Raw genomic sequence first — 25,781 nt, forward strand, 5'->3', positions numbered from 1 at the left:
TCCGCCGTGACGACCGTGGCGGGGACCGTCCGTCCTACCCGCGCCGTGATGACCGCGGTGGCGACCGTCCCAGCTACCCGCGTCGTGATGACGACCGTGGTGGGTTCCGCGGCGGCCGTGACGACCGTGGTGGCGACCGTCCGTCCTACCCGCGCCGCGATGACCGCGGTGGCGACCGTCCCAGCTACCCCCGTCGTGACGACCGTGGTGGCGACCGTGGCGGGTTCCGTGGTGGCCGTGACGATCGCGGTGGTGACCGTGGTGGCTACCGTGGTCGCGATGACCGTGGCGGCGACCGCGACTACCGCGGGGACCGCGACCGGGACCCGGTCAAGCGGCTTCCGATCGACGAGGACGTCACCGGCCTCGAGATCGACGCCGACGTGCGTCAGGAGCTGCTGAGCCTGCCCAAGGGCCTGGCCGAGGAAGTCTCCAAGAACCTCGTCATGGTCGCGCGGCTGATCGACGAGGACCCCGAGCAGGCGTACGCGTACTCGCGCATCGCCCTGCGACTGGCCTCCCGTGTCGCCGCCGTCCGCGAGGCCGCCGGCTTCGCCGCGTACGCCACGCAGAAGTACAGCGAGGCGCTCGCGGAGTTCCGCGCCGCCAAGCGCATGACCGGCTCCGTCGAGCTGTGGCCCGTCATGGCCGACTGCGAGCGCGGCCTCGGCCGTCCGGAGCGGGCGCTGGCCATGGCCGGCGAGCCCGAGGTGCAGAAGCTGGACAAGGCCGGTCAGGTCGAGATGCGCCTGGTGGCCGCCGGTGCCCGGCGGGATCAGGGGCAGCTCGAGGCCGCCATCGTGACCCTGCAGAGCCCGGAGCTGGCCTCCAGCTCCGTCCAGCCCTGGACCGCGCGCCTGCGGTACGCCTACGCCGACGCCCTGCTGGCGGCCGGCCGTGAGGACGAGGCGCGCGAGTGGTTCGCCAAGACCCTCGAAGCGGACAAGGACGGCGCCACCGACGCCTCCGACCGTCTCGCCGAGCTCGACGGTGTCGAGTTCGTCGACGCCTCGGATGCCATCGCCGACGACCTGGTCGAGGGCGACGAGGACGACGAGGACGACGACCAGGACTCGGCCGAGGTCGCCGCGGCCGAGCGCGCCTCCGACGTCGCCGAGTACTACGACGAGGACGACGAGGAGTACGAGCCGCTGGAGGAGTCCGAGGCCGACTTCGACGTCACCGACGAGGTGGTCGTCGTCGAGGACGACGAGCGGGACGCGGGCCGCGACAAGGCCTGAGGGCCTGCGGCACGGTGAAGTGACATGAAGAAGGGCGGTACCCCCACCGGGGTACCGCCCTTCTTCATGTCCGGGTGCGTCACTCCAGGCCGCGCAGCACCAGGCCGGTGGCCGGCTTCGGGCCGAAGGAGGTGGACTTCCGGGGCATGGTGACGCCCTGGCGGGCCAGATCCCGTACGACTTCCTCCCGTACGGGGTGCATCAGGACCGCGGTGCCCCCGTGGCGCTCGGCCATGTCCACGGTCGCGGCGGCGTCGTGGATGTACGTGATCTGGTCCGGGGTGTCCGGGACGTGCCACACGGCGTCGAGCAGGGTGGCGTGCAGGACCGTGGCGTCCAGCCGGCGCCAGGCCTCGGGGCGGTCGCGGCGGACCGTGCTCTCCAGCAGCGCCAGTTCGGGGTCGGTGACCAGGTGGAAGCTGCCGTCGCCGGTCAGGAGGAAGGCGTTGCCCCGTTCCGCGGCGTCCGCGAGAACCTCCAGTGCCAGCGGGAGCGGTCCCTCGACGGGGCGGACCTGGAAGTGACCGTGGAGAGCGGCGAGGGCGTCCCGGACGGGGAGGCGGCGCAGCATCCGGTGGATGGCGCGGACCTGGAGCGGGTAGCGGACGGTGTCCACGAGGAGGACCAGGCCGAAGTCCCAGGCGGTCGGGGAACCGTGTTCCTCCTGGAGGCGCAGGTACGTGGCCCAGCGGTGGTGGCCGTCGGCGATGAGGGCCTGGCGGTGGCTGAGATCGGCGGTGACGGTGGCCAGCTCGGCCGGGTCCGTTATGGCCCAGAGGCGGTGCTGGAAGCCGTCCTCGGTGGTCGTCGACAGGAGGGGCGCGCGGCCCGCCGTGCGCTCGACGACGGCCGCCGCGCCCGCGCCGGGGTCGTCGCCCCGGTAGGTGAGGAGGAGCGGTTCGAGATTGGCCGAGGTGGCCCGCATCAGGCCCGCCCGATCGGTGACCACGTCCGGCATGACGTCCTCGTGGGGCAGGACGATGCCGGCGTCCGCGGTGGACAGGGCGAGGGCGCCGATGATGCCGCGCTGGAGCAGACCGGCCCGGCGCTGTTCGTAGACGTAGAGCGCGGGCTCGGGGTCGGCGCTGAGGATGCCCTCGGCCAGCCAGTCGTGCAGGGTGCGCGCGGCCTGTTCGTTGCGCGCGGCAGGGGTGCCGGCCTGCGGAAGGATCAGGCGGACGATGTTGTGGGGGTCGGCGGATTCGAGGTGGTCGACTCCGTCGGGGCGCACGACCACGTCGTACGGCGGTGAGGTGACGGCGGCGAGGCTGCCGACACGCTCCGGGACATAGCGCAGGCCATGGAACGGGATCAGGCGCAGCCCTCGGTCCGCGGTGCCAGATGTGGTCATTGGTGCATGGTAAGACCCGTCTCGGGATGCGGGATGATCGGGGGAGTGCGGAACCGGACAAGATCGAGCGCGCGAAATCGTATGAGGAGCGGACAGATGACCCGGCAGAGCAGGACCAGCCCCGCGTCGAGCGGGCGGAGTCTCCACCAGGCTTACGACACGGCTCTGCTGGACCTCGACGGAGTGGTCTACGCGGGCGGGGAGGCCATCGCGTACGCGGTGGAGTCCCTCGCCGCGGCCCGGGCCGACGGGATGCACCTCGCGTACGTCACGAACAACGCGCTGCGGACCCCGGACGCCGTCGCGGAGCACCTGGGCGAGCTCGGCATCCCGACCGAGCCGGGCGAGGTGATCACCTCGGCGCAGGCGGTGGCCCGGCTGATCGCGGAGCAGGTGGAGCCGGGGTCGAAGGTGCTGGTGATCGGTGGGGAGGGGCTGCGGGTCGCGCTGCGCGAGCGCGGGCTGGTGCCGGTGGAGTCGGCCGAGGAGGAGGGGCTCGCGGCGGTCGTGCAGGGGTACGGGGGCCCGGACCTGGCGTGGGGGCGGTTCGCCGAGGCCTCGTACGCGATCAACAGGGGGGTGCCGTGGTACGCGTCCAACACCGACCTGACGATTCCGGGTGCGCGGGGCATCGCGCCGGGCAACGGGGCCGCGGTGGAGGTCGTCCGGATCGCGACGGGCGCCGAGCCGCAGGTGGCGGGCAAGCCGCTGCCCCCGATGCACCGGGAGACCGTGCTGCGGACCGGGGCGAAGCGGCCGCTGGTGGTCGGGGACCGGCTGGACACCGACATCGAGGGCGCCTTCAACGGTGAGGTGGACTCGCTGCTGGTGCTGACCGGGGTGACTGACGCGGAGCAGCTGGTGCGGGCCGAGCCCAGGCACCGGCCGACGTACGTGGACCGGGATCTGCGGGGGCTGCTGACCGGGCAGCCCGAGGTGGAGGCGGCCGCGGCGGGATTCCGCTGCGGGGGATGGACCGCGGTCGCGCTGGACGACGTACTGGAGCTGCGCGGGGAGGGCGGGGATCCGGTCGACGGGCTGCGGGCGCTGTGCGCGGCGGCCTGGACGGCGGCCGGGGACGGGGTCTGTGCGCTGGACGCAGAGAAGGCCCTCGCCCGGCTGGGGTTGTAGGCCGTTCGGGTGATCAGGAAGGGTGGCAGGGTAGGCTAACCTAACTTCCGTGTTGGTCGAGAGTCCCGAGAGTCCCCCCGAACAGAGCGCGGCGCCGGTCGCCGCTGCCCGTTCACGCCATGGCGCGCGCGCCGCCGGTCTGCTGGGCGCCCTCGCGGTGCTGGCGCTGATCGCGGTGGTGAGCATCGCCGTCGGCGCGAAGCAGATGCCCCTCGAAGAGGTCTGGCACGGCCTGTTCGACTACTCGGGGACGCCCTCCGACGTGGTGGTGCGGGACCTGCGGGTGCCGCGCACCCTGCTCGGGCTGCTGGTCGGGCTCGGGCTCGGCCTGTCCGGGGCGGTCATGCAGGCCCTGGCGCGCAATCCGCTGGCGGAGCCCGGCATCCTCGGCGTCAACGCCGGGGCCGCGGCCGCCGTCGTCTCCGCGATCAGCTTCCTGGGAGCGAGCTCCCTGAGCGAGTTCGTGTGGTGGGCCTTCCTCGGCGCCGCCATCGTCTCCGTCGTCGTCTACGTACTCGGCGGCAGCCGCAGCGCGACGCCGGTGCGGCTCGCGCTGGCGGGTACGGCGGCCAGCGCGGCCCTGGTCGGCTACATCAACGCCGTGCAGCTGATGGACAGCAAGGCGCTGGACAAGCTGCGCTTCTGGACGGTGGGGTCGCTGGCCTCCGCCAACATGGACACCGTCCGGCAGGTCGCCCCCTTCCTGCTCGTCGGCGCGGTGCTCGCGCTGTCGCTGGGCCGGCCGCTCAACGCGATGGCCATGGGCGACGACACCGCCCGGGCGCTCGGCGCGAACCTGACGCGGACCCGGATCGGCGCGATGCTCGCCATCACCCTGCTGTGCGGTGCGGCGACCGCCGCCTGCGGGCCCATCGTCTTCATCGGGCTGATGATCCCGCACCTGGTGCGGGCGTTCACCGGACCCGACATGCGCTGGGTGCTCGCGTACTCGGCCGTCCTGTCCCCCGTGCTGCTGCTCGGCGCCGACGTCGTCGGCCGGGTCGTGACCCGGCCCGCCGAGCTTCAGGTCGGCATCGTCACCGCACTCATCGGCGGCCCCGTCTTCATCTATCTGGTTCGGCGCAAGAGGATGGCCCAGCTGTGACCGCGACCGCCAAAGCCCGTCGGCTGAACCTCCCCGGCGGGATATCGCTGCGGGTCGAGCGGCGCGCCCTGGCCACCGGGGTGCTGCTCGCTCTCGCCGCGTTCGCGCTGGCCGTCCTGCTCATCGGGACCGGGGACTTCGACATCGCGCCGTGGGACGTCGTACAGACCCTGCTGGGCAACGGCACCCCCGCCAACGACTTCATCGTCAACGACCTGCGGCTGCCGCGGGTCCTGGTCGCCCTGCTGGTCGGCGCGGCCCTCGGGATGGCGGGAGCCGTCTTCCAGTCCGTCTCCCGCAACCCGCTGGGCTCTCCCGACCTGCTCGGCTTCGGGTACGGCTCGGCGGTGGGTGCGCTCACCGTGATCATCCTGTTCAAGGGCGAAGCCACCGAGGTGGCGATCGGCGCGCTGCTCGGCGGCCTGCTGGCCGGCCTGGCCGTGTACCTGCTGGCCTACAAGCAGGGGATCCAGGGATACCGGCTGGTGCTGGTCGGCATCGGCGCCTCCGCCATGCTGATCGCCGTGATCCAGTACCTGATCACGAAGGCCCAGATGGTCGAGGCCACCCGGGCGATGGTCTGGCTGACCGGCTCGCTGGCGGGCCGGGACTGGGCGCAGGTGTGGCCGCTGCTCGCGGTCTGCGTGGTGCTCTTCCCGCTGGTGCTCGGCCAGGGCCGGGCCCTGCGGATGATGGAGATGGGCGACGACGCCGCGTACGCCCTCGGGGTACGGGTGGAGCGCACGCGTCTGCTGCTGATGCTCGCGGCGATCCTGCTCACCACCGCGGCGAGCGCCGCGGCCGGGCCGATCAGCTTCGTGGCGCTGGCCGCGCCGCAGCTGGCCCGGCGGCTGACCCGCTCGCCCGGGGCGAACCTGCTGTCCGGCGCGCTCATGGGCTCGGTGCTGCTGCTGGTGTCCGACTGGGCCTCGCAGCGGGCCTTCGGCGCCGACCAGCTGCCGGTGGGTGTGGTGACCGGGCTCGTCGGCGGTGTCTATCTGCTCTGGCTGCTCGTCACCGAGCGCAAGGCAGGACGTATATGAACCTCAGGAGTGACCAAGTGCAGCGGCTCACCACGCAGAACGTGACCCTCGGCTACGACCAGCGGGTCATCGCCGAGAACCTGTCGGTGGAGATCCCCGACAACTCCTTCACCGTGATCGTCGGCCCCAACGCCTGCGGCAAGTCCACGCTGCTGCGGGCCCTGTCGCGGATGCTGAAGCCGTCCGCCGGGCGGGTGCTGCTGGACGGGCAGGCCATCGGGTCGATGCCGGCGAAGAAGGTCGCCAAGACGCTGGGTCTGCTCCCGCAGTCCTCGATCGCGCCGGACGGCATCACGGTGGCCGACCTGGTCTCGCGCGGGCGGTATCCGCACCAGGGGCTGCTGCGGCAGTGGTCGTCGCAGGACGAGCGGATCGTGGCGGAGGCGATGGCCTCGACCGGGGTCGCCGAACTCGCCGACCGGGCCGTGGACGAGCTGTCGGGCGGTCAGCGGCAGCGCGTGTGGATCGCGATGGCGCTGGCCCAGCAGACCCCGCTGCTGCTGCTCGACGAGCCGACGACCTACCTGGACATCCAGCACCAGATCGACGTGCTGGACCTGTGCGCCGAGCTGCACGAGAACCAGGGGCGCACGCTGGTGGCGGTGCTGCACGACCTGAACCACGCGGCGCGGTACGCCACGCACCTGATCGCGATGCGGGGTGGCGAGGTCGTCGCCGAGGGGCCGCCGGGAGAGGTGGTCACGGCTGAGCTGGTGGAGCGGGTGTTCGGGCTGCGCTGCCAGGTCATCGCCGACCCGGAGACGGGGACGCCGCTGGTGATTCCGGCCGCGCGGAAGGCTCGTACGAAGGCCCCGGCCTAGAGCAGGCTCTTCAGGCGGAGGAGGTCGCGGAAGCCGGCTTCCAGTCTGACGCGGCCGGCGGCCCAGGCCTTGGCGAACTTCAGGTCGCCCGCGACCAGGGCGACCAGGTCGGCGCCGGTCATCGCGAGCCGGATCTCGGCCTTCGTCGCGGGCGGGCCCGGGGCGATCGCCTCCACCCGGATCCGGCCGTCTTCGAGGCGGCCCGTGAAGGTCTGGTCCAGGTCCGTGATGTGGCAGCTCAGGGAGCGGTCGAGCGCGGCGGCGCCGCGCACGCCGCCGTCCGCCCCGGCGAGGTTGTCGGAGAGTCGGTCGAGTGCGGCTCGGCACTCCTGGATCGTAGCCATCGTGATCACGACCGTACCGCAGAGCCGTTGCGTGGTCGCGGGGCGCTTCGGGGTAGCGTCGGGGCATGACCGACGAAGCTGCCGAGCCCACGGCCGACACCGCCGCCGGGCCCGTGGCGCTGGGCATCGTACGCACGCCCACCGGGCACGGCGCAGTGGACGCGCACCTGGCGCGGCTGGCGGACGCCGACCACCTCACGGCGGACGGACACCTCGCGGTGTACGAGGATGTCCACCGGGGGCTGCGCGAGGCGCTGACTGCGCTGGACGCACCGCCCGTCCCTGGTCCGCACGAAAACAGGAGCTGAACCGAACGTGGCAGGAGTGGCACGCCGCCGCCTGGACGCCGAACTGGTACGCCGCAGCATGGCCCGCTCGCGCGAGCACGCCGCGCAGCTGATCGCCGCGGGCCGGGTGACCGTGGGCGGTACCACCGCGACCAAGGCCGCCACCCAGGTGGAGACGAGCGCGGCTCTCGTCGTCCTCAAGGACGACAGTGATCCCGACTACGTCTCGCGGGGCGGCCACAAGCTCGCGGGCGCGCTCGCCGCCTTCCAGCCGCAGGGGCTGCGGGTGGAGGGCCGCCGGGCACTGGACGCCGGAGCCTCCACGGGCGGGTTCACCGATGTGCTGCTGCGCGCGGGCGTCGCCCATGTGGTGGCCGTCGACGTCGGCTACGGGCAGCTCGCCTGGTCGCTGCAGAGCGACGACCGGGTCACCGTCAAGGACCGTACGAACGTCCGCGAACTGACGGTGGAGCTGATCGACGGGACTCCGGCCGACCTGGTCGTCGGTGACCTGTCCTTCATCTCCATCGGGCTGGTGCTGCCCGCGCTCGTACGGTGCTGCGCGCCGGACGCGGATCTGGTGCTGATGGTCAAGCCGCAGTTCGAGGTCGGCAAGGACCGGCTGGGCAGCGGCGGCGTGGTGCGCAGTCCCGAGCTGCGGGCGGAGGCCGTGCGCGAGGTCGCGGCGCAGGCGGCGAAGCTCGGGCTGGGCGTTCTCGGGGTGACCGCGAGTCCGTTGCCGGGACCGTCGGGGAACGTCGAGTACTTTCTGTGGCTGCGGGCGGGGGCACCGGCACTCGACCCGGCGGATGTTGACCGTGCAGTGGCGGAGGGGCCGCAGTGACAGATTCAGCGGGTTCAGCGGGTTCAGCGGATTCGGGTTCGGTTTCGGTGTCAGGGTCGGGTCCGGCGACGGGGCGGACCGTCTTCCTGCTCGCGCACACCGGCCGGCCGGCGGCCATCCGGAGCGCCGAGCTGGTCGTGAAGGGGCTGCTGCGCTGCGGGCTGGGCGTACGGGTCTTCGCGCACGAGGCGGCGGACCTGCCGCTGCCGCCCGAGGTGGAGCTGGTCACCGAGTCCACCCCGGGGGTGCTCGACGGCTGCGAGCTGCTCATCGTGCTGGGCGGCGACGGAACCCTGCTGCGGGGCGCGGAGTTCGCGCGTGCCTCCGGGGTGCCGATGCTGGGCGTCAACCTGGGCCGGGTGGGGTTCCTCGCCGAGGCGGAGCGCGACGACCTGGACAAGGTCGTGGACCGGGTGGTGACGCGCGAGTACGAGGTCGAGGAGCGGATGACCCTCGATGTGATCGTGCGCACGAACGGCGACGTGGTCCACCAGGACTGGGCGCTGAACGAGGCCGCGGTCCAGAAGGTGTCCCCGGAGCGGATGCTCGAGGTGGTCCTGGAGATCGACGGGCGCCCGGTGTCCGGCTTCGGCTGTGACGGGATCGTCTGCGCGACCCCGACGGGCTCGACGGCGTACGCCTTCTCGGCGGGCGGGCCGGTGGTCTGGCCGGAGGTGGAGGCGCTGCTGATGGTGCCGATCAGCGCGCACGCGCTGTTCGCGAAGCCGCTGGTGACCTCGCCGGACTCGGTGCTGGCGGTCGAGGTGCAGACCGGGACCCCGCACGGGGTGCTGTGGTGCGACGGCCGGCGGATGCTGGAGCTGCCGGCCGGGGCCCGGGTGGAGGTCCGGCGGGGCGCGGTGCCGGTGCGGCTCGCCCGGCTGCACCACGCGTCGTTCACGGACCGGCTCGTCGCGAAGTTCGCGCTGCCCGTGTCGGGGTGGCGCGGGGCGCCCCACTGAGCCCGTTCCGGCCCTCCGCCCTAAATAGCACGTCCGTTCGGAGAACTTCGGGCGGGTGAGGTCACATGGCACCGGTGAAACCTCGGTATCGTCGTCCCGTGCTTGAGGAGATGCGGATACGGTCGCTCGGGGTCATCGACGACGCGGTGGTCGAGCTGTCGCCCGGTTTCACCGCGGTGACCGGCGAGACCGGCGCGGGCAAGACGATGGTCGTCACCAGCCTCGGGCTGCTGCTCGGCGGTCGCGCCGACCCGGCCCTGGTACGGATCGGGGCCAAGGCCGCGGTCGTCGAGGGCCGCATCGTCATGCGCCCCGACGCGCCCGCAGCCGTACGGGCCGAGGAGGCCGGAGCCGAGCTCGACGACGGCGCCCTGCTGATCAGCCGGACCGTGTCCGCCGAGGGGCGCTCGCGCGCCCACGTCGGCGGCCGCTCCGTGCCCGTCGGCCTGCTCTCCGAGCTCGCCGACGACCTGGTCGCCGTACACGGGCAGACCGACCAGCAGGGGCTGCTGCGGCCCGCCCGGCAGCGGCAGGCGCTCGACCGGTACGCCGGGGACGCCGTCGCCGTCCCGCTGGAGAAGTACGGCTCGGCCTACCGCAGGCTGCGCGCGGTCGCCGTCGAGCTGGAGGAGATCACCACCCGGGCCCGGGAACGGGCCCAGGAGGCCGACCTGCTGCGCTTCGGGCTGGACGAGATCGCCGCCGTGGAACCGGTGGCCGGTGAGGGCACCGAACTCGCGGCGGAGGCCGAGCGGCTCGGGCACGCCGAATCGCTGGCCTCGGCGGCCCAGCTGGCGCACGCCGCGCTGGCCGGCAATCCGGAGGACCCGGAAGGCATCGAGGCCAACACCCTCGTCGCGGGCGCCCACCGGGCCCTGGAGTCCGTACGCTCGCACGACCCGGCGCTCGGCGCGCTCGCCGAGCGGATCGGCGAACTGGGCATCCTGCTGGCCGACGTGGCCGGGGAGCTGGCGGGCTACGCCGACGACCTGGACGCCGATCCGCTGCGGCTGGCCGCCGTGGAGGAGCGGCGGGCGGCCCTGACCCAGCTGACGCGCAAGTACGGCTCCGAAGGCACCGTGGACGCCGTTCTGGAGTGGGCGGAGCAGGGCGCCGCGCGGCTGCTGGAGCTGGACGGCGACGACGAGCGGATCACCGAGCTGACCGCCGAGCGGGACGGACTGCGCTCCGAACTGTCGGCGCTGGCCCAGGCACTGACGGACGCGCGGGTGGAGGCGGCGACCCGGTTCGCCTCGGCCGTGACGGAGGAGCTGGCCTCGCTGGCGATGCCGCACGCCCGGGTCACCATCGACGTCAGGCAGGCCGACGACCCCGACGGGGTGGACGTGGACGGCCGCCCGGTCGCCTACGGACCCTCGGGCGCGGACGAGGTGGAACTGCTGCTGGCCCCGCACCCCGGCGCCCAGCCGCGGCCGATCGCCAAGGGTGCCTCGGGCGGTGAGCTGTCCCGGGTGATGCTGGCCGTGGAGGTCGTCTTCGCGGGCTCCGACCCGGTGCCCACGTACCTCTTCGACGAGGTCGACGCGGGCGTCGGCGGCAAGGCCGCCGTCGAGGTCGGGCGGCGGCTGGCGAAGCTCGCCAAGTCGGCCCAGGTGGTGGTCGTCACCCATCTGCCGCAGGTGGCGGCGTTCGCGGACCGGCAGCTGCTCGTCGAGAAGACCAACGACGGATCGGTCACGAGGAGCGGTGTCACCGTCCTGGAGGGCGAGGACCGGGTCCGCGAGCTGTCGCGCATGCTGGCGGGCCACGAGGACTCCGTCTCGGCGCGGGCACATGCCGAGGAACTCCTCGAGGCGGCACGCGCGGACAGCCGTCAGCGTTGACGCCCCGCTAGCCCGTGTGGGTGAGGCTGGGGGGCGTCCCGCGGCAACTCTCACGGGATCCGCACCCGTATGGTCCCGGAACGCGCGTGCGGACTGGCATCCTGGGCGACGTCTCTGACTCCCACACCCTGGAGCTTCGGCCCGTGAGCAGCTCCCCGGTCTACCCGTCCGCCGCGGCCCAGCCCTACGGGCGGCCGCCGCTGCGTACCGTCCAAGTGCTCGGCGGCGGTGCGGGCGCGGGCAGCAACGCGCACGTACGGTCGCTCACGACCGGGCTCGCCGCGCGCGGGGTACGGGTCACGGTGTGCGCGCCCGTCGAGGCGGAGGGCGAGTACGACTTCACCGGCGCGGGGGCGCAGTTCGCGCCCGACGCCGTGAACGCGCTGCGGGCCGCCTGCGCCACGGCCGACGTCGTGCACGCGCACGGGGTACGGGCCGGGATGCGGGCCGCGCTGGCCCTGCGGGGGCGCCGGGTGCCGCTGGTGGTGAGCTGGCACGGAGACGGCCCGGCGGCCGCCGGTGCGGCCGGCGCCGCGCTCGGGCGGCTCAGCCGGATCCTGGAGCGGCACGTGGCACGGGCCGCGGCGGTCGTGCTGGGGGCCTCCTCGGACCTGGTGGACCGGGCCCGGCTGCGGGGGGCGCGGGACGCGCGGCTGGCACCGGTTGCCGTGCCGGCGGCCCCGGCGGGGGCCGATCCCGGGAAGGTGCGGGCGGAACTGGGCGTGGTGGAACGGCCGTTGCTGATCGCGGTCGGGAGCCTGGTGCCGCACCGCGGGTACTCCGTACTGCTCGACGCGGCACGGGAGTGGCGGACGCTGGAACCCCTGCCGCTGCTGGTGATCGCGGGGGAGGGGCCGCTACGGGCCGAACTGTCCCGGCGGATCGAGGCCGAGGGGCTGCCGGTGCGGCTGCTGGGGCGGCGCCGGGACGCGGCGCAGCTGCTGGCGGCGGCGGACCTGGCGGTGCTGCCGAGCCGGTGGGAGGAGCGGGCCCTGCTGGCGCAGGAAGCGCTGCGGGTGGGGGTGCCGCTGGTGGCCACGGCGGTGGGGGGCGTGCCGGAGCTGGTGGGGGAGGGGGCGGTGCTCGTCCCGTACGGGGACCCGCAGGCCCTCGCCTCGGCCGTGACCGGCCTGCTGTCGGATGCGGGGCGTCGGGCCGGGCTGGTTGCCGCGGGGCGGGTGCAGGCCGCGACGTGGCCGTCCGAGGACGACACCGTCGCGCAGGTCCTGTCCGTCTACGACGAGTTGATGGAACGCGGGCGGCGGTAGCCGTCCGCCGGGCGCGGAGCGCCGTAGGGGTCTGGGGCGGAGCCCCACCCGGGAGGCGCGCTGGCGCCGAGCGGTGCCAAGGGCCCGTCAGGAAGGAACGTGGCGGCGGGCGCGGAGGGCCAGGCTGAGGGAGAGGACCGTTTCGGGGTCGTCCAGGTCCGTGCCCAGGAGTTCCGAGATGCGGGCCAGGCGGTTGTACAGGGTCTGCCGGTTCAGGTGGAGCTCGCGGGCCGTTTCCGCCTTGCGGCCCGCATGGGCCAGGTACGTCTCCAGGGTGGGCAGGAGCGGCGGCCGGGAGGTCGTGTCGTGGGTGCGGAGCGGGCCGATCGCGCGGTCCACGAAGGCCGCCAGGTCCGGGTGTTCGCGCAGCCGCCACAGGAGGAGGTCGATGTCCAGCCTCCTCGCGTCGTACCAGGGGCGGGCCGGCAGGCCGTGGGCCGCCGTGGCGGTCTCCGCCGCGTGGCGCAGGCCCGCCGATGCGGCCGCCCAGCCGCCCGCGACGCCGACGACCACGGCCGGCGGGGCCGAGGCCCGGTCGAGGCCCGCGCGCTCCACGCCCGCCCGCAGCGCGGCCGCCACCCGGTCCGCCACCGCCGTGCGCTCCGACTCCGCGCGCAGGGAGACCAGCAGCGGGACCCGGCCTTCCACCGGGCGGACGCCCAGCAGCACCGGAACCCCGACCGACGACAGCTCCTCCAGGACCGCGCGGGCCAGGACGGCCCAGTTGCCCGAGGGGCCCAGGTCCGTGGACAGGCGCATCACTATCGGCAGCAGCGGGCCCGTGCCCGGCTTGAAGCCCAGGACGCGGGCCTGAGCCGGGGCGTCCTCCGCCGAGATGCGGCCCTCGGCGAGGTCGGTGAGGAAGTCGCCGCGGCCGCGCGCCGCCAGCTCGTCCTCCTGCCGCGCCTGCATGAGGACGACGGCCAGGACGCCCGCCGTACGCTCCGCCGCCATCCGGTGCACCGGCAGCAGCGGGCTCGTGACCCCGACCAGGACCACCCGGGCCCGGACCGAGCCCGTGCCGTGGCCCCCGCCGGGTACGTCGATCACCACGGTGTTCGCCGACGGCTCGGCCTCGCGCTGGCCCCGCAGGCCCTCCCACACCTGGAGCGGGTCGGCGCCCGTGTCCGCGCCCGAGCTGCCGGCCGCGTAGAGCAGCTGTCCGTCGGGGGTCTCCAGGAAGACCGGGTTGCCCGTGAAGTCGGCCAGGATCCGCAGCACCTGCGGGATGCCACCGCCGCCCAACAGGGCCTCCGTACACCGCCGGTGGACCTCCTCGGCCCGCTGGAGCAGCGCGTAGTGGTGGTTGACGATCTCGGTGTGGACCTCCTCCGTGACGGTGACGAAGGGGACCTCCCGGTGGAGCTGGACCAGCGGCAGGCCCGCCGCGCGCGCGGTCTCCACGATCGTCGCCGGCAGCCGGGTGAACCGCGGCCCCAGCTCGACGACCAGCGCGGCGATCCCGCGGTCGGCGAGGCGTCGTACGAAGGCGCGCTGCTCGGCGGGCCGCGTGCCGAGGCCGAGACCCGTGGTCAGCAGCAGCTCGCCGCCCTTGAGCAGCGAGGCGATGTTCGGGACCTCACCCGCGTGCACCCAGCGGACGGTCCGGCCCAGGCGGTCGGCGCAGGCCACCACCTCCGGCAGTCCGCTGCGCAGCCCCGGCAGTTCCAGTGCCCGCTGAACCGTGATTCCGCCCTGGTCGTCCATATCGTGGGACGGTACCGGCCCGTCCTGTTCCGATCACATCACCCACCGGTCACAAGTCCGGTCTGCCCCCCATCCGGCCCGACAACTCGTCGTCCCCGTAAGGAGATTATCGGACCACGTGCCGATTGTGGTCTGCGTCACCCGGGGCGAGAGTGGGCGCCCTCCACACGGAAGAGGGCGCCATGAGCAGAGACAACACGGGCGGGTCGCCGCAGACCCCCGCGGCTCCACAGATCCAGCGGCTGAAGGCCAACTCGGTCGGGCTCGTCGGCGTCGTGTTCATGGCGGTGGCCACCGCCGCGCCGATCACCGCCATGACCGGCAACCTCCCCATCGCGGTCGGCTTCGGCAACGGCGTCGGAGCCCCGGCCGGATACCTCTTCGCGACGCTCGTGCTCACGGTCTTCGCGGTCGGCTACGTGGCGATGGCCAAGCGGATCACCGCCGCGGGCGCCTTCTACGGGTACATCTCGCACGGCCTCGGCCGCATCGCCGGCATGGCCTCCGGGATGCTCGCCGTCCTCGCCTACATCGTCTTCGAGGCCTCGATCGTCGGGGTCTTCTCCTACTTCGCGAAGACCACCGTCCACGACCAGCTCGGCGTCGACCTGCCGTGGGTGCTCTACGCGGCCGCCATGCTCGCCGTCACCGCCGCCCTCGCCCACTTCGACATCAACCTCACCGCCAAGGCCCTCGGCGTGATGCTCCTCGCCGAGATCGCCGTGCTGTTCGCCGTCGCCACCGCCGTCCTGGTCGCCGGGGGCGGACCGGACGGGATCCCGCTGGAGCCCGTCAACCCGAAGAACGCCTTCACCGGAACGTCCGCCGGACTCGGGCTCTTCTTCGCCTTCTGGTCCTGGGTCGGCTTCGAGTCCACCGCCATGTACGGCGAGGAGTCCCGCGACCCCAAGCGGGTCATCCCCAAGGCCACCCTGATCTCCGTCGTCGGTGTCGGCCTCTTCTACATCTACGTCTCCTGGATGACCATCGCGGGCAACGGCCTCGCCAAGTCCGTGGAACTGTCCGCCTCCACCAGCCCCCTCGACCTGTTCTTCGCCCCCACCCAGACCTTCATCGGCGCCTGGGCCGTCGACGCCTTCCAATGGCTGCTGCTCACCGGCTCCTTCGCCTGCGGCATGGCCTTCCACCAGTGCGCCGCCCGCTACCTCTACGCCATCGGCCGCGAGGGCTTCCTCTCCCCGAAGCTCGGCCGCACCCACGCCAGGCACGGATCCCCGTACGTGGCCTCGGTGGTGCAGACCGCCATCGCCACCGCCCTCGTCGCCGGGTTCTGGCTCACCGGGCAGGACCCGTACCTGCACCTGTACACGCTGCTCGCGATCCTCGGCACCATGGCGATCCTGATCGTCCAGACGCTCTGCTCGTTCGCCGTCATCGGGTACTTCCGCAAGAACCACCCCGAGGACCGGCACTGGTTCACGACCCTGACCGCTCCGCTGCTCGGCGGTCTCGGCATGACCGCCGTCGTCGTCCTGCTGGTCCTCAACATGGAGACCGCGGCGGGGGCCGCAGCCGGTTCCCTCTTCTTCACGCTGATCCCGTGGATCGTCGGCGGAGTCTTCCTCGGCGGTCTCGGCCTCGGCTTCTGGCTCAAGGCGAAGGCCCCCGAGCGCTACGAGATCATCGGCCGGATCGTCCTGGAGGACGCGGCCGAGCGTCCCGACGTCCCGTCCCCCTCCACCGCCGCCGCGAACGTCTGAGGAGCGCAGCCATGGCCCGTACGCCCCTGATGCACGCCCTGCGCCGACTCGCGGCCGAGCACGCCGCCGCCCGCAGCCTCGGCCTGCCCGTCGCCGAGGTCCGCGGCTCCACCCGCCGCGAACTCCTCGGCCGGGCCGCCGCGCTCGGCCTCGGGACCGCCCTCGCCTCGTCCGGGACCGCCTACGCCGTCGAGCCGGCTCCCGCCAAGAAGCCCGTGGGCCCCGCCCGGGTCGCCGTGGTCGGCGCGGGCATCTCCGGCCTGACCGCCGCCCTCACCCTCCGGGACGCCGGAGTCCCCTGCACCCTGTACGAGGCCAACCCCGGCCGGGTCGGCGGGCGCATGTGGACCCAACGCGACCACTGGGCGTACGGCCAGACCTCGGAGATCGGCGGCGAGCTGATCGACACCAGCCACAAGAAGATCCTGGAACTGTGCCGCCGCTTCGGCCTGCCCACCGAGGACTTCCTCGGCGGCGGCCCCAACGGGGCGGAGGAAGTCCTCTGGTTCAACGGCGAGTACTACTCCCGAACCCAGGCCGACGAGGACTTCAAGGCCGTCTACCAGGCGCTGCGCCGCGACCTCCAGGAAGCCGGCGAGGTCACCTGGAACACCACCACTCCCACCGGCACCGCCCTCGACAACATGACCCTGTACGAGTGGATCGAGACCCGGGTCCCCGGCGGCCACGGCTCCCAGCTGGGCCGCTTCATCGACGTGGCCTACAACGTCGAGTACGGGGCCGACACCGACCGGCAGTCCGCCCTCGCCCTGGTCCTCCTGATGGGCTATCAGCCCAACCCCGGCAACTTCAACGTCTGGGGCCTGTCCAACGAGCGCTACCACATCACCGGAGGCAACGACCGGCTGCCGAACGCCATCGCCGCCGCGCTGCCCGCCGGCACCCTGGTGATGGGCCGCGAGCTGCTCGCCGTACGCGCCAACGCCGACGGCACCCAGACCCTCACCTTCGACGACTCGGGCGCGACCCGGACCGTCATCGCCGACCACACCGTCCTGTGCCTGCCGCTTCCCATCCTCCAGCGCATCGACACCTCCGGGGCGGGCTTCGACCCGCTCATGCGCAATCTGCTGAGGGACGCCCGCATGGGCTACTGCACCAAGCTCAACATGCAGTTCACCGCCCGCCCCTGGCGCGGTACGGGACCCTGGCCGGGCGTCTCGGCCGGCGACTGCTTCACGGACTCCGACGTCCAGCAGACCTGGGACACCACCAAGGTGCAGCCCGGCACAGGCGGGATCCTGCTCCAGTACGGCGGCGGCACCCTGGCCGGGGCGCTCACCCCCGCGACCCCCTTCGCCACCGAGGCCGACCCGTACGTGCGCGACCTCGCGGGCCGCGTGCTGACCGGCGTCGACTCCTTCTTCCCGGGCACCAAGGCGGTCTGGAACGGGCGGGCCCAGCTCTCCGCGTGGCACCGCAACCCGTACGCCCTGGGCGCCTACTCGTACTGGCCCACCGGCTACCTGCACCGCTACGCCAAGTACGAGGGCACCGCGCAGGGCAACATCCACATCGGCGGCGAGCACTGCAGCTACGACTTCCAGGGGTTCATGGAGGGCGGCGCCACCGAGGGCGAGCGCGCGGCGCGCGAGGTGATCGCCGCCCTCACATGAGCCTCAGGCGGGCCGGATGTTGTGGTTGAAGCGGAAGACGTTGTCCGGGTCGTATTGCCGCTTCAGCGCGCCCAGCCGCTGCATGTTCTCGGGGCCGAGGCCCGCGACCACCCGGTCCGAGCCCTCGTCCCCGGTGAAGTTGAGGTAGACCGCGCCGGTGCTCCACGGCTGGACATCGGCGCGGACGTCCTTGACCCACTGGCGGACCCGGTCGTCGTCGGCCGCGTCCTCCCAGATCCCGAACGGGTGCACCGCCCAGGCCGCGTCCCGGTACGGCACCGGGTAGTCGCCCGGGGCCGAGGCGATCGCGCCGCCCTGCGGCCAGATCAGGTGCTGGGTGCCGGTCGGCACCGGCATCGAGTCGGCGCGGGCGCAGAACACGTCCACGAACTCGTCCGGCACCCCGGTGAGGTACTCCGCCGACCAGTAGTTCCGCATGCCCGGCGGATCGTCGATCATGCACTGCAGGTCGGCGTACGGGATGACCGTGACGACCTCGGACTCGTGCGGGATCGCCAGCAGCGGTGCGGCGAGCCTGCGCATCTCCTCCTCGGGCCCCGCGTACGTCAGCAGTACGCCGGCCATCAGCAGGCCGACCAGATGCGGCGGGACGAACTCCTCCGGCGGGCCCGTCATGTAGAGCGCGGCGCCGCTGGCCTCGGGCGGTCCCGCCTCGATGACGTCCCGGTACGTACGGACCACCTCGGGCCCGCGCTCCGGCAGGTACAGCACGAACGCGATCGACATGACCGGCAGTTCGTGCAGCCGCAGCGTCAGCGAGGTGGCGATCCCGAAGTTCCCGCCACCGCCGTGCAGCCCCCAGAACAGCTCGGGATGGTCCTCCGCGGTCACCTGGAGCAGTTCGCCGTCGGCGGTGACCAGCTCCGCGCCCAGCAGGTTGTCCACCGCCAGCCCGAACTTCCGGTCCAGCCAGCCGGAGCCGCCGCCCAGCACGAAGCCGCCGACGCCGGTCGTGGAAGCTCGGCCACCGGTGGTCGCCAGGCCGTACGGCTCGCAGGCCCGGTCCAGGTGGCTCATCGTGGCCCCGCCCCCGATGTGGGCCGCCCTTGCCGCCGGATGGACCGTCACCTCGTGCATCCGGCGCAGGTCCACGACCAGGCCGGCGTCGTTGAGGGACATCCCGGCGACGCTGTGCCCGCCGCCGCGCACCGAGATCTTCAGGTCCAGATCCCGTGCGAACCGTACGGCGGTGACCACGTCGGCGACGCTCGCGCACTGGGCGATGACGGCGGGCCTGCGGTCGATCATCGCGTTGAAGATCGTCCGGGCCTCGTCGTAGCCCGGATCGTCCGGGGCGAAGACGTCACCGGCCAGATCCTCGCGGAGCGCGGCGAGCGCCGTGCCCGCCTTCGACAGGGGCGCCATGGCCTCCCCCTTCCGAGAAGGGCATAGGACCCTTCCAGGGTAGGCGGAGGCGATCACCGGGGCGCGGCGGGAGAAGAGCGCTGTCCGTGCCCCGGCCCGGCGCTACCCCCCGTACGCCCCGCTCGCGGTCAGCCGCAGTGCCGTGTCGATCAGCGGAACGTGGCTGAAGGCCTGCGGGAAGTTCCCGACCTGGCGCTGGAGCCGCGGGTCCCACTCCTCCGCCAGCAGCCCGAGGTCGTTGCGCAGCGACAGCAGCCTCTCGAACAGCCGGCGCGCCTCGTCCACCCGCCCGATCATCGCCAGGTCGTCGGCCATCCAGAACGAGCACGCCAGGAAGGCCCCCTCGTCGCCCTCCAGGCCGTCCACGCCGGCCTCCTCGCCCGCCGTCGGGTAGCGCAGGATGAAACCGTCGGGCGTGGACAGCTCGCGCTGGATCGCCTCGATGGTGCCGATGACCCGCTTGTCGTCCGGCGGCAGGAAGCCCATCTGCGGGATCAGCAGCAGGGAGGCGTCCAGCTCCTTCGACCCGTACGACTGGGTGAAGGTGTTGCGCTCCTTGTCGTAGCCCTTCTCGCACACGTCCTGGTGGATCTCGTCGCGCAGCTCGCGCCAGCGCTCCAGCGGACCGTCCGCGTCCCCGCTCTCGATCAGCTTGATCGTGCGGTCCACGGCCACCCAGGCCATCACCTTCGAGTGCACGAAGTGGCGGCGCGGGCCGCGCACCTCCCAGATGCCCTCGTCCGGCTGGTCCCAGTGGGTCTCCAGGTAGCGGATCAGCTTGAGCTGGAGCAGCGAGGCGTAGTCGCTGCGGGCCAGGCCGGTCATGTGGCCCAGGTGCAGGGCCTCGGTGACCTCGCCGTAGACGTCGAGCTGGAGCTGCCCGGCGGCGCCGTTGCCGACGCGGACCGGGCGGGAGTTCTCGTAGCCCGGCAGCCAGTCCAGCTCGGTCTCGCCGAGCTCCCGCTCGCCCGCGATCCCGTACATGATCTGCAGGTTCTCCGGGTCGCCGGCCACCGCGCGCAGCAGCCACTCGCGCCAGGCGCGGGCCTCCTCGCGGTAGCCGGTGCGCAGCAGCGAGGAGAGCGTGATGGCGGCGTCCCGCAGCCAGGTGTAGCGGTAGTCCCAGTTGCGGACCCCGCCGATCTCCTCCGGCAGGGAGGTGGTCGGCGCGGCGACGATCCCGCCGGTGGGGCCGTAGGTGAGGGCCTTGAGGGTGATCAGGGAGCGGACCACCGCCTCCCGGTAGGGCCCGTGGTACGTGCACTGCTCGACCCACTCGCGCCAGAACTCGGCGGTGGAGTCGAGGGCCGCCTCGGCGTCCGGGGCCTCGGGCGCGCCGCGGTGCGAACGCTCCCAGCTGATGCTGAAGGCCATCCGGTCGCCCGGCCCGACGGTGAAGTCGGAGTACGTGGTCAGGTCCTTGCCGTACGTCTGCGCCTCGGTGTCCAGCCACACGGAGTCGGGGCCGGCGACGGCGACCGTGCGCCCGTCGACCTTGTGCACCCAGGGCACGACCCGCCCGTAGCTGAACCGCATGCGCAGTGCGGAGCGCATCTTCACGCGCCCGCTGACGCCCTCGACGATGCGGATCAGCTGGGGAGCGTGATCCTCGCGGGGCGGCATGAAGTCGATCACGCGGACGGTCCCGCGCGGCGTCTCCCACTCGGACTCGAGCACCAGCGAGTCGCCGCGGTAGCGGCGTCGCGTGGCACGCGGGGCCTCGGAGCCGGCCGGGAACGCCGGGCCGATCCGCCAGAACCCGTGGTCCTCGGTGCCGAGAATGCTCGCGAACACGGCATGGGAGTCGAAACGTGGCAGACACAACCAGTCCACTGCCCCGTCCCGGCAGACCAACGCCGCGGTCTGCATGTCCCCGATCAGTGCGTAATCCTCGATGCGCCCGGACACGTTGCATCTCCAGTCGAACGGCCACGTCCGCCCCGAAGGGCGCTTGCATTGCGCGGTTGCGCGGTCTCCTGTGGGTGGGGATCTCCGCGTTGAGCCCATGATTCCGTATGTCGGCTCGGTGCGGCCGTGTGACGGACTGCTCGGCGGCGATGTGTGCAATATCCGAGCAGGATATGACGGCACCCTAGTGATCCCCTTAAGCCGCGGAAGAATGCGGCTGGGCCAAACGGGTGACCTGCCGGTACGTCGCTCCGCCGCCCCTCCCGCGCCCCCGGACCGGACCCCCGCACCGCGTGGCCGGAGGCAGACGGGCCCGGGCGCTGATAGGCTGGTACCCCGTGGACCGGTGGTCTGCCTGTGCGAATCAGGAGCCCCGAAACCGCAGCTTCGGCGCCCCCTGAGACCCTTCCGGATCGACGGTGGCCGGCGCCGGACGCACCTCACCTCGCGACCACGGGAGCCCCCTCTTGGCGACGCCGCCCGCTGCTTTTCGAAACAGCACAGCCATGACGACCAAGCACATCTTCGTCACCGGGGGTGTCGCTTCGTCCCTCGGCAAGGGCCTGACGGCCTCCAGCCTGGGTGCGCTGCTGAAGGCGCGCGGCCTGCGGGTCACGATGCAGAAGCTCGACCCGTACCTGAACGTCGACCCGGGCACGATGAACCCGTTCCAGCACGGCGAGGTGTTCGTCACCAACGACGGCGCCGAGACGGACCTGGACATCGGCCACTACGAGCGTTTCCTCGACGTGGACCTCGACGGTTCGGCCAACGTCACCACCGGCCAGGTCTACTCGCAGGTCATCGCCAAGGAGCGGCGCGGCGAGTACCTCGGTGACACCGTGCAGGTCATCCCGCACATCACCAACGAGATCAAGCACCGCATCCGCCGCATGGCGACCGAGGACGTCGACGTCGTCATCACCGAGGTCGGCGGCACCGTCGGCGACATCGAGTCGCTGCCGTTCCTGGAGACCGTCCGCCAGGTCCGCCACGAGGTCGGCCGCGACAACGTCTTCGTCGTGCACATCTCGCTGCTGCCCTACATCGGCCCCTCCGGCGAGCTGAAGACCAAGCCGACCCAGCACTCGGTCGCGGCCCTGCGCAACATCGGCATCCAGCCCGACGCGATCGTGCTGCGCGCCGACCGTGACGTCCCCACCTCCATCAAGCGCAAGATCTCGCTGATGTGCGACGTGGACGAGGCCGCCGTGGTCGCGGCGATCGACGCCAAGTCGATCTACGACATCCCGAAGGTGCTGCACACCGAGGGCCTGGACGCGTATGTCGTGCGCAAGCTCGACCTGCCGTTCCGCGACGTGGACTGGACGGTCTGGGAGGACCTGCTGGACCGGGTCCACAACCCCGACCACGAGGTCAAGGTCGCGCTCGTCGGCAAGTACATCGACCTGCCGGACGCCTACCTGTCGGTGACCGAGGCGCTGCGCGCCGGCGGCTTCGCCAACAAGGCCCGCGTCCAGATCAAGTGGGTCACCTCCGACGACTGCCGGACCCCGGCCGGCGCCGCGGAGGTGCTCGGCGACGTGGACGCGATCTGCGTGCCCGGCGGCTTCGGCGACCGCGGTGTCAACGGCAAGGTCGGCGCGATCACCTACGCCCGCGAGAACAAGATCCCGCTGCTCGGCCTGTGCCTGGGTCTGCAGTGCGTGGTCATCGAGGCCGCGCGCAACCTCGCGGGGATCGAGGACGCCAACTCCACCGAGTTCGACGCCTCCACCCCGCACCCGGTCATCTCGACCATGGAGGAGCAGCTGGCCTTCGTCGAGGGCGCGGGCGACCTGGGCGGCACCATGCGGCTCGGCATGTACCCGGCGAAGCTCGCCGAGGGCTCCATCGTGCGCGAGGTCTACGGCGACCAGGCGTACGTCGACGAGCGCCACCGTCACCGCTACGAGGTCAACAACGCCTACCGCGGCGAGCTGGAGAAGAAGGCGGGCCTCGTCTTCTCCGGCACCTCCCCGGACAACAAGCTCGTCGAGTACGTCGAGTACCCGCGCGAGGTGCACCCCTACCTGGTGGCCACCCAGGCCCACCCGGAGCTCCGGTCCCGCCCGACGCGCCCGCACCCGCTGTTCGCGGGCCTGGTCAAGGCGGCCGTGGAGCGGCAGCAGTCCGCGAAGTGACGGCCTGACAGCCTGACCGCATAACGTAGACAGCCGGGGCACGGATCGTGCCCCGGCTGTCGCGTTCTCGGGAAGGTAGCTGGCCATGGCCATGGGCAACGACATCGTGGACACACCGGAGTCGTGGGAGGTCATCGCGTCGCGAACCCCGTTCCAGGGCGCGAAGACGGCGGTCCGTTCGGATCAGGTGCGGATGCCGGACCGGGCGGTGGTGCGCCGCGACTACCAGGCGCACCCCGGGTCGGTGTGCGTGCTGGCACTGGACGAGGAGCAGCGGGTGCTGGTCCTGAAGCAGTTCCGCCACCCGGTGCGGCACCGGCTGTGGGAGCTGCCAGCCGGGCTGCTGGACGTGGTGGGGGAGAACCCGCTGCACGCGGCCCAGCGGGAGCTGTACGAGGAGGCGCACGTCAAGGCGGAGGACTGGCGGGTCCTCGTCGACTTCTTCTCCTCGCCGGGCGGGTCGGACGAGGCGGTCCGGGTCTTCCTCGCGCGGTCCCTGTCGGAGGCGGAGGGTGAGCGGTACGAGGTCTCCGACGAGGAGGCGGACATGGAGATCGCGCGCGTTCCCCTCGCGGAACTGGTCGCCGGGGTCCTGGCGGGCCGGCTCGGCAACCCGGGTCTGGTGTCCGGGGTGCTGGCGCTGTCCGCCGCCCTTGGCTCCGAGGGCGGTGTCGATGCCCTCCGCCCGCCCCAGGCCCCGTGGCCGGCCCGTCCGTACGAGGCGTAGCCGTCCGGGGTGGGACGGAGTCCGGCGCTGCGGCGCGGAGCCGGAAAGGCCTGCCAGGGGCGATCCGCGGGAGCGGCGCGTGAAAAAGAGGACCATCTGCTGATCCGATTGGGGGATTTGTCCGCCGCGCTCCACCCGGGTCGTCGCTCTGCGTGAACTACGCTCGCAATCCGAAGGCAGGGAGAGGAGCGGATCCGTGACGGATTTCGTCGGGCGGCGGCGTGAGCTCAAGGAGCTGCGCGAGGACATCGCACGGACCGGGCTCGACACCCTCTCGGGCCGCAAGGCCAAGGCACCCCGCGCGCGTGTGCTGCTGGTCGCCGGACGGCCGGGGTCCGGGCGGACCGCGCTCGCCGAGGCGTTCGTGCGAGAGGTCGCCGAGCAGTACCCCGACGGGGTGCTCCGGACCCGGCTCACCGCCTCCGGCGGGCAGACCGTGGCCACCGAGCGGGCCCTCAGGGGCCTGCTGGAAGGGCTGGGACAGGCCACCCCGCCCGGTGCCGGCGAGGACGAGCTCAGCTCGGCCCTGCGCACCGCGCTCGACGGGCGCCGCGTGGTGATCCTGGTCGACGACGCCGCCGATCCGCACCAGGTCGACGCCCTGCTGCCGGACACCCCCGAGTGCCTCGTCGTGGTCACCGCCGAAGGACCGCTCACCGGCATTCCCGACGTGCGGCCCTGCACCCTGGGGGGACTCGACACGCCCTCCGCCGTGGAGATGCTCGCGCAGCGCATCGGGGACACCCGCGTCACCGCCGACCCGCGCGCCGCCGAAGCCCTCGCCGAGGAGTGCGGCGGCCAGCCCGCCGCGCTCGCCCTCGTCGGCGGCTGGCTCGCCGCCCACCCCAAGGCCTCGGTCGCCGACGTGGCCAAGCAGCTGCACGACATGCCCGCCGGCGTCGGCGGCGCGCTGGCCCGCGGCTTCCGGCTCGTCTACGAGTCCTTGCCGCAGCCCGCCCAGCGGACCCTGCGGCTGCTGCCGCTGGCCCCCGCCGGGATCGTCGACTCGCACTCCGCCTCCGCCCTGGCCGGCTGCTCGGTGGCTGCGGCCCAGTCCACGCTGGACGACTTCGCCGGGCTGGGCCTGCTGCACCATGCCCACGACGGCCTGCTCCAGCTGCCCGGCTGCCTCGCCCCCCTGCTCCAGGCCCTGCTCGAGGCCAGGGAGCGCCCCGCCGAGGTCCAGCTCGCCCGGGCCCGGATGCTGGAGCGCACCGTACGGCTGCTGCACTCCTGCCGGGCCATGGCCGAACCGGACGAGGATGACGGGGTCGGCCTGCGGGAGAAGCTGGAGGGGGTGCCGCGCGCCCTGCGCTTCCCCGACCGGCGGGCCGCCGCCACCTGGCTGGACACCCGGCTGCCCGCGCTCTCGGCCGCCACCTCCCTGGCCGTGGCCGACGGGGAGCTGGACACCCTGGCCCGCCGCCTGATCGCCGCCCTCGTACGAGCCCTGGCGGAGCACCGCGGCACCGCCGAGGCCGCCCCCGAGCTGTACGGGCTGCACCGGCTGGTCCTGGACGTGGCCGAGCGGCGCGGCCTGCACCGGGAGCAGGCCGCCGCACTGCTGAACCTGGCCGACCTGGACGCCGAGACCGGCCGGACCCAGGAGGCGCTCGACCGCTACCGGGCCGCGCTGGACGCCGGACGGGCGGCGAACGATCCGTACGCGACCGGCCGCGCGATGGAATCCGTAGGGGGCGCGTACCTGGAGCTGGCGGACTGGCACCGGGCCTCCGACTGGTTCGGCCGGGCACTCGCCCAGGCCCTCGCGCGGGGGGAGCGCGCGGACGAGGCCCGGCTGTACGGGCGACTCGGAAACGTACACACGTACGCGGGCCGGTACGGGGACGCGCAGCGCAGCTGGCGGGCCGCCGCCGCGGGCTACCGGCGGCTGGCCGATGTGCCCGGCCAGGCAAAGGCGTTGAGCGAGATGGCCCGGGTCCAGGAGTACGCCGGCCGCCCCGAGGAATCGCTGCACACCTGCCGGGAGGCGGTGGAGCTGGCGCGCCGCGCCGGGGACCAGCGGCTGCAGGCCGCGCTCCAGGTCCGGCTGGCCGACACGCTCGACCGGCTGGGGGACCCCGCGGCCGCCCGGCTGCACCGGTCCGCGGCCGACAGATTGCTGGGAGACGACCCAGCAGCCTGCGAAATCCGTAGTGATTCCGACTGAGATTATTTGTTTGCAAGGCTAGACACGAGTTCATCCTTCATTAAACTGGGTTCACCACGTCATCCCGTGGTGCATCCCGTTGCGCGTTCTTGTGGGCGGGTATGTATGGAAGTGCCCCGAAAAATCCCCTGAGCCAAGGA

20 protein-coding genes are annotated in these 25,781 nt (G+C 72.8%); 15 read left to right on the plus strand and 5 right to left on the minus strand.

All coding sequences use genetic code 11. The features are described 5' to 3' along the window. Nucleotides 1-383: 383 nt before the first annotated feature. Nucleotides 384-1,241, plus strand: coding sequence for a tetratricopeptide repeat protein (locus tag JIW86_RS30100; RefSeq protein WP_257559490.1), 858 nt, complete (start codon nt 384-386; stop codon nt 1,239-1,241). Between the two features lie 79 nt (nt 1,242-1,320). On the opposite strand, the gene JIW86_RS30105 is transcribed toward JIW86_RS30100, so the two are convergent. Beyond that, nucleotides 1,321-2,592: a DUF1015 domain-containing protein gene (locus JIW86_RS30105; protein WP_257556926.1), complete on the minus strand. Its 1,272-nt coding sequence runs from the start codon at nt 2,590-2,592 to the stop codon at nt 1,321-1,323. A gap of 96 nt (nt 2,593-2,688) precedes the next feature. On the opposite strand from JIW86_RS30105, the gene JIW86_RS30110 reads away from it, so the two are divergent. The 4 genes from JIW86_RS30110 to JIW86_RS30125 are packed head-to-tail and all read left to right on the plus strand — an operon-like array spanning nt 2,689 to nt 6,692. Further along, nucleotides 2,689-3,723, plus strand: coding sequence for an HAD-IIA family hydrolase (locus tag JIW86_RS30110; RefSeq protein ID WP_257556927.1), 1,035 nt, complete (start codon nt 2,689-2,691; stop codon nt 3,721-3,723). A gap of 49 nt (nt 3,724-3,772) precedes the next feature. Further along, nucleotides 3,773-4,828, plus strand: coding sequence for a FecCD family ABC transporter permease (locus JIW86_RS30115; protein WP_257556928.1), 1,056 nt, complete (start codon nt 3,773-3,775; stop codon nt 4,826-4,828). Beyond that, a complete protein-coding gene (locus JIW86_RS30120) occupies nt 4,825-5,871 on the plus strand; it encodes a FecCD family ABC transporter permease (RefSeq protein ID WP_257556929.1) in 1,047 nt (348 codons plus the stop codon). The genes JIW86_RS30115 and JIW86_RS30120 overlap by 4 nt, the downstream gene beginning before the upstream one ends. Continuing rightward, nucleotides 5,868-6,692 (plus strand): ABC transporter ATP-binding protein, encoded by an 825-nt coding sequence (locus tag JIW86_RS30125; RefSeq protein ID WP_257556930.1) that lies wholly within the window; start codon nt 5,868-5,870, stop codon nt 6,690-6,692. Before JIW86_RS30120 ends, JIW86_RS30125 begins: the two co-directional genes overlap by 4 nt. Here JIW86_RS30125 and JIW86_RS30130 read toward each other — a convergent pair. After that, the gene (locus JIW86_RS30130) at nt 6,689-7,036 is read right to left on the minus strand and encodes an SCP2 sterol-binding domain-containing protein (RefSeq protein ID WP_257559491.1); all 348 of its coding nucleotides are present in this window, start codon (nt 7,034-7,036) and stop codon (nt 6,689-6,691) included. The genes JIW86_RS30125 and JIW86_RS30130 overlap by 4 nt on opposite strands. 65 nt (nt 7,037-7,101) lie before the next feature. Between JIW86_RS30130 and JIW86_RS30135 the strand changes: the two genes are divergently transcribed. The 5 genes from JIW86_RS30135 (at nt 7,102) to JIW86_RS30155 (ending at nt 12,241) form a co-directional block, all read left to right on the plus strand. Beyond that, nucleotides 7,102-7,344 (plus strand): hypothetical protein, encoded by a 243-nt coding sequence (locus JIW86_RS30135; RefSeq protein ID WP_215148833.1) that lies wholly within the window; start codon nt 7,102-7,104, stop codon nt 7,342-7,344. A gap of 7 nt (nt 7,345-7,351) precedes the next feature. Next, nucleotides 7,352-8,167 (plus strand): TlyA family RNA methyltransferase, encoded by an 816-nt coding sequence (locus JIW86_RS30140; protein ID WP_257556931.1) that lies wholly within the window; start codon nt 7,352-7,354, stop codon nt 8,165-8,167. Between the two features lie 47 nt (nt 8,168-8,214). Next, complete coding sequence (locus tag JIW86_RS30145; RefSeq protein ID WP_257556932.1) at nt 8,215-9,129, plus strand: NAD kinase; 915 nt, start codon at nt 8,215-8,217, stop codon at nt 9,127-9,129. A 110-nt stretch (nt 9,130-9,239) separates the two neighbouring features. Further along, the gene (gene recN, locus JIW86_RS30150) at nt 9,240-10,973 is read left to right on the plus strand and encodes a DNA repair protein RecN (protein WP_257559492.1); all 1,734 of its coding nucleotides are present in this window, start codon (nt 9,240-9,242) and stop codon (nt 10,971-10,973) included. Between the two features lie 143 nt (nt 10,974-11,116). Then, the gene (locus tag JIW86_RS30155; RefSeq protein ID WP_257556933.1) at nt 11,117-12,241 is read left to right on the plus strand and encodes a glycosyltransferase family 4 protein; all 1,125 of its coding nucleotides are present in this window, start codon (nt 11,117-11,119) and stop codon (nt 12,239-12,241) included. 87 nt (nt 12,242-12,328) lie between these two features. On the opposite strand, the gene JIW86_RS30160 is transcribed toward JIW86_RS30155, so the two are convergent. After that, nucleotides 12,329-13,948, minus strand: coding sequence for a PucR family transcriptional regulator (locus JIW86_RS30160; protein WP_257556934.1), 1,620 nt, complete (start codon nt 13,946-13,948; stop codon nt 12,329-12,331). Nucleotides 13,949-14,130: 182 nt separating this feature from the next. On the opposite strand from JIW86_RS30160, the gene JIW86_RS30165 reads away from it, so the two are divergent. Together JIW86_RS30165 and JIW86_RS30170 are read left to right on the plus strand one after the other, a co-directional pair. After that, nucleotides 14,131-15,669: an APC family permease gene (locus tag JIW86_RS30165; protein WP_257556935.1), complete on the plus strand. Its 1,539-nt coding sequence runs from the start codon at nt 14,131-14,133 to the stop codon at nt 15,667-15,669. Between the two features lie 11 nt (nt 15,670-15,680). Then, nucleotides 15,681-17,306 (plus strand): flavin monoamine oxidase family protein, encoded by a 1,626-nt coding sequence (locus JIW86_RS30170; protein WP_257556936.1) that lies wholly within the window; start codon nt 15,681-15,683, stop codon nt 17,304-17,306. Between the two features lie 3 nt (nt 17,307-17,309). Here the strand turns inward: JIW86_RS30170 and JIW86_RS30175 are convergent, their stop codons facing one another. Together JIW86_RS30175 and JIW86_RS30180 are read right to left on the minus strand one after the other, a co-directional pair. After that, a complete protein-coding gene (locus tag JIW86_RS30175) occupies nt 17,310-18,692 on the minus strand; it encodes an FAD-binding oxidoreductase (protein ID WP_257556937.1) in 1,383 nt (460 codons plus the stop codon). A gap of 102 nt (nt 18,693-18,794) precedes the next feature. Beyond that, nucleotides 18,795-20,600, minus strand: a complete 1,806-nt coding sequence (locus JIW86_RS30180; RefSeq protein WP_215144603.1) for a glycoside hydrolase family 15 protein — start codon at nt 20,598-20,600, stop codon at nt 18,795-18,797. A 506-nt stretch (nt 20,601-21,106) separates the two neighbouring features. Between JIW86_RS30180 and JIW86_RS30185 the strand changes: the two genes are divergently transcribed. From JIW86_RS30185 to JIW86_RS30195, 3 genes are all read left to right on the plus strand, one after another. Next, nucleotides 21,107-22,744 carry a CTP synthase gene (locus tag JIW86_RS30185; protein ID WP_257556938.1) on the plus strand — a complete coding sequence of 546 codons (1,638 nt, stop codon included), beginning with the start codon at nt 21,107-21,109 and terminating at the stop codon, nt 22,742-22,744. A 91-nt stretch (nt 22,745-22,835) separates the two neighbouring features. Continuing rightward, nucleotides 22,836-23,471: an NUDIX domain-containing protein gene (locus tag JIW86_RS30190; RefSeq protein ID WP_257559493.1), complete on the plus strand. Its 636-nt coding sequence runs from the start codon at nt 22,836-22,838 to the stop codon at nt 23,469-23,471. A 196-nt stretch (nt 23,472-23,667) separates the two neighbouring features. Beyond that, the gene (locus JIW86_RS30195) at nt 23,668-25,641 is read left to right on the plus strand and encodes a tetratricopeptide repeat protein (protein WP_257556939.1); all 1,974 of its coding nucleotides are present in this window, start codon (nt 23,668-23,670) and stop codon (nt 25,639-25,641) included. Nucleotides 25,642-25,781: the final 140 nt, after the last annotated feature.

The organism is Streptomyces sp. NBC_00162, from assembly GCF_024611995.1.
Classification (GTDB): domain Bacteria; phylum Actinomycetota; class Actinomycetes; order Streptomycetales; family Streptomycetaceae; genus Streptomyces.